Raw genomic sequence first — 3,881 nt, 5'->3', positions numbered from 1 at the left:
GGGTTGTTTCTCCCCGTCTTGCGGGGTGTTTCGCGCGGCGGGTTTGGTTTGGGGGGGGGCCTGTTGGGGGCAAAACGGGGGCGGGGCGCCCCCTTAATTTTCTCGGGGGCCCGCGCGTTTCCCGCCGGTCAGAAGCCCGCGGTGATCCGGGTGAACTCCCAGTCGGACTGCGCGATGCCACTGCAGTCGGAGACGACGCCGCCGCCGGGGCAGCCGCGGTCCCGGTTGATCGCCCAGAAGGTGAACCGGGCCAGGTTGTTGTTCTTCGCGTAGTCGCGGATCCGCGTCCAGGTCGCGGGCGTGGTGAGCTCCTGCTGGTCGGAGAGCCCGTTCATGCCCGAGATGCCCATGTGCGAGTACGCCTGCGCGTCGCTCCAGCCGAACGTCGACTTGAGCTGGTTCTTCAGGCCCTCGGACGCACCGACGGTGCTCGCGTACATGTCGGCGCCGCCACCGAAGTCGAACGGCATGATCGTGAAGACGTCGACGTTGGCGCCCAGCGCCTTGGTCTGGTTGATCAGGCGGACGCCGTTCGCGTTCGGGCCGGACGTGGTGGTGCCGAAGGTGAGGATCGTCTTCACCGACGGGTTGTTCTGCTTGATGATCTTCAGCGCGCCGACGATCCGGTCAGCCACCGTGTAGTTCTCGAACTCGTCGTAGTTCTCGATGTCGATGTCGATCGCCTTCAGGCCGAAGGCGTTGATCACCTTCTGGTACGCGCCGGCGAGCGCCTCGGGGCTGGAACAGTTCGGGCCGAGCTTGTTGCCCTGCCAGCCGCCGATCGACGGGACCACGCTGCCGCCGGCCGCCTTGATGGCGTTGATGGTGCTCTCGTGCGAGCCGCCGGTCAGGCCGCCTTCGCCGTCCCACACCGGGTTGCACCCGTTGGCCAGGACGAACGCGATGGTGAACGCCTTGACGCCTGTCGCGTTCATGACGGTCGACGGCGCGGGCGGGTTGCCCCAGCCCGGGTAGAGGTACGGCGCGGCCACCATCTTGGTGCCGCCGGGCGGCGGCGTGGTCGGACCGGTGGTCGGCGGGGTGGTCGGCGGGGTCGTGCCGCCGCAGGTGCCGTTGTCGATCCAGACGTCCCACTGGCCGCTGTGCGTTGCCGGGCTCTCGTTCTGGGTCCACCACTTGGCGGTGTAGTTGTGGCCGCTCTGCGAGGCCTGGTTGTCCTTGACGTAGACCGCCGAGGAGGTCCACGCCGGGGCGCAGGCGACGGCCGCGGAGGCGCCCGGTGCGAGTACGACCGTGGCGCCGACGCCGGCGAAGGCCAGCGCTATCGCCAGGGCGGCCGGATAGGCCTTCTTCAGTCTCATGGGGGTTCCCTTCCAGTGGGGGCTGGTGGTCAGGGCAGGGTGGACAGGTGGGGCTTGATGGTGTTGGCCCAGCCGTTGCCGGCGGTGACGTCCCAGTTGATGGACCAGGTCATCGCGCCGCGGATGCCGGGGTAGGTGTGCGGCGGCCGGAACGAGCCGCAGTTGGTGCCCCGGGCCAGGCAGTCGAGCGCCTGGTTGACCACGGCCGGCGAGACGTATCCGCCGCCGGCCGCGCTGGTAGTCGCCGGCAGGCCGAGGGAGACCTGGTCGGGCCGCAGCCCGGACTCGAGCTGGATGCACGCGAGGGCGACCAGGAAGTTGACGGTGCCCTGGCCGTACGCCGCGTTCTGGTCGCAGCCGAGCATCGCGCCGGAGTTGTAGTACTGCGTGTGCACGACCGTGAGGATGTCTTTGATGTCGAGCGCGAGCTTGAAGTACGAGCCGGCCGGGTTCTGCATGTCGATGGTCTGCGGTGCCATCGTGATGATCAGGTTGGCGCCGGCCTTGCCGCGCAGGCTGCGCAGGGCCTGACCCATGTAGGTCGGGTTGAGGCCGTTCTCCAGGTCGATGTCGACGCCGTCGAAGCCGTACGTCTGCATCAGCGAGTAGACCGAGTTGGCGAAGTTGGTCGCGGCGCCCGCGTCGTTGACGGACACCGAGCCCCGCTCGCCGCCGACCGAGATGACGACCTTCTTGCCGCGCGAGTGCAGCGTGGCGACGTCGGCCTTGAACTGCTCGTTGGTGTAGCCGCCGACGGAGGCGGAGAGCCCGGCGTCGATGGTGAAGGAGACCCCGCCCGGCGTGCCGGTGGCGTCCGCGAAGGCGACCGCGATCAGGTCGTAGTTCGCGGGCACGGCGGCGAGCTTGAGCTCGTTGGCCGGGTTGTCGAAGTTCTGCCAGTACCCGGTGATGAAGTGCGCCGGCAGCGTCCCGTTACCCGGCGGAACGGTCGTGGGCGGGGTCGTCGGGGGCGTCGTGGGCGCGGTGGTGGGGGGTGTGGTCGGCGGGGTCGTCGGGGATGTGGTCGGCGGCGTGGTGGGCGGGTTGGTACCGCCGCAGGCGCCTTTGTCGATCCAGACGTCCCACTGGCCGCTGTGGGTGGCCGGGCTCTCGTTCTGCGTCCACCACTTCGCGGTGTAGTTGTGGCCGCTCTGCGAGGCCTGGTTGTCCTTGACGTAGACAGCAGTGGAGTTCCAGGCCGGCACGCAGGCGACGGCGGCGCTCGCGGACGAGGCCAGGTAGACGGCGGACCCGCCGGCCGCCAGCGCGGCGGACACGGCCAGGACAAGGGATCGGCGCATGGGGGTGGGCCTTCCACGTCGAACAGTTAGGTTCGTCAATTATTAGGACTGTTAACAATGGAAGTCCAGACCTCGGCGTCCTTAAAGTTCTTTAAGGTCGCGGGCCGAAGGCGCAGGTCGCGCCTCCGGCCCTTATGACTACATATTGAAGAAAGCCGCTACCTGCGGAACTGGATCCAGTTCACGTTCACGAAGCCGGCCGGCCGGCCGCTGGAGAGGGCGCGGAAAATCGCGTGCCGTCCGGACACGTTGGACGCATTGCCCGGCTCCAGCCGCCGGTGTCGATGATCCGGTTGAACGATCATCGACTGACGGGCGCCGGCGGGCGGCGCAGGACGAGCTGCTCGAGCGCGGTCCAGGCGGTGGAGGTGACCAGGTAGAGCGCGCCCGCCAGCGGCAGCCACGCCACCACCGCCACGGTCAGGAACGGCAGCAGGGTCATGAACCTGCCGACGGAGTTCGCGAAGGCCGCCGCGGCATCCTCACCGAGCGCGGCGGGTGCCGGCCCGGACGCCGCCGCGGTCTGCCGCATCCGGCGCGACGACCACCAGGCGAGCCCGAGCGCGAGCACCAGCAGCACGGCGAAGACCGGCAACCCGGCGCCCAGGTGCGCGGTCAGCGGCACCCCCGCGAGGTGCCCACCGAGCACCCCGGCCGGCTCGCCCGGCCCGGGCCGAACCAGCTGGAACATCAGCATGAAGAACGGGGCCTGCACCAACGCCGGCAGCAGCGCGGCGGACGGGCCGGCCCCGTTCGCCCGCCGCAGCGCCAGCGACGCGGCGGCGAGCGCCACCGGGTCGTCGCGGTGCTTCGTGCCGAGCTCGGCGAGCTGTGGCGCCAGCGCGGCGCCGCGCCGGGCCGAGCGGGCCTGCAGCCAGCTGAGCGGGCTGATCGACAGCCGCACTGCGACGGTGAACGCGACGATGGCGAGCGCCGGGGCGAACCCGCCGGCGATCGGGACTAGGAGGCCGGAAAGGCCCTCGAGGGCGGAATGCGCGACACCGACGACGGCGTCCAGCGCGGCGGAAATGGACATGGGCGTACCCCTGCGGTCCGAGCTGAAGGATGGACGCGGAGGCGGTGGAAATCCCGGCATCGGTTCCGCGCGGTGGCGCGCCGAGGCCTGGGGATCAAACCGCCGGGTACGCCGCCGGGGCCCTGGGGCGCGGCCGTCCGGCCGCATCGGGGTCGAGCAGCCGGGGCAGCCGGCGCCCGCGGGCACGCACGCCGCGGGCCGGGCCGATCGCGGCGGGCAGCA

General features: G+C 70.4%; 4 protein-coding genes. All 4 read right to left on the bottom strand.

What is annotated here, in order from left to right; genetic code table 11:
• Positions 1 to 128: 128 nt before the first annotated feature.
• The gene (locus AB0F10_RS25955; RefSeq protein ID WP_360630114.1) at positions 129 to 1,322 is read right to left on the bottom strand and encodes a glycosyl hydrolase family 18 protein; all 1,194 of its coding nucleotides are present in this window, start codon (positions 1,320 to 1,322) and stop codon (positions 129 to 131) included.
• A 29-nt stretch (positions 1,323 to 1,351) separates the two neighbouring features.
• On the bottom strand, positions 1,352 to 2,623 hold the full coding sequence (locus AB0F10_RS25950) for a glycosyl hydrolase family 18 protein (protein ID WP_360630111.1): 1,272 nt from the start codon (positions 2,621 to 2,623) through the stop codon (positions 1,352 to 1,354).
• A 301-nt stretch (positions 2,624 to 2,924) separates the two neighbouring features.
• Positions 2,925 to 3,659: a membrane protein insertase YidC gene (gene yidC, locus AB0F10_RS25945; protein ID WP_360630108.1), complete on the bottom strand. Its 735-nt coding sequence runs from the start codon at positions 3,657 to 3,659 to the stop codon at positions 2,925 to 2,927.
• A 94-nt stretch (positions 3,660 to 3,753) separates the two neighbouring features.
• Entirely contained in the window at positions 3,754 to 3,849 is a 96-nt protein-coding gene (locus AB0F10_RS25940) for a DUF6412 domain-containing protein (protein WP_360630198.1), read from the bottom strand.
• Positions 3,850 to 3,881 lie beyond the last annotated feature (32 nt).

Origin of the sequence: Actinoplanes sp. NPDC026623 (assembly GCF_040638275.1) — a bacterium.
Lineage (GTDB): Bacteria > Actinomycetota > Actinomycetes > Mycobacteriales > Micromonosporaceae > Actinoplanes.
Note: the sequence above shows the minus strand (reverse complement) of the source record. Positions and strands in the feature narration are given on the sequence as shown.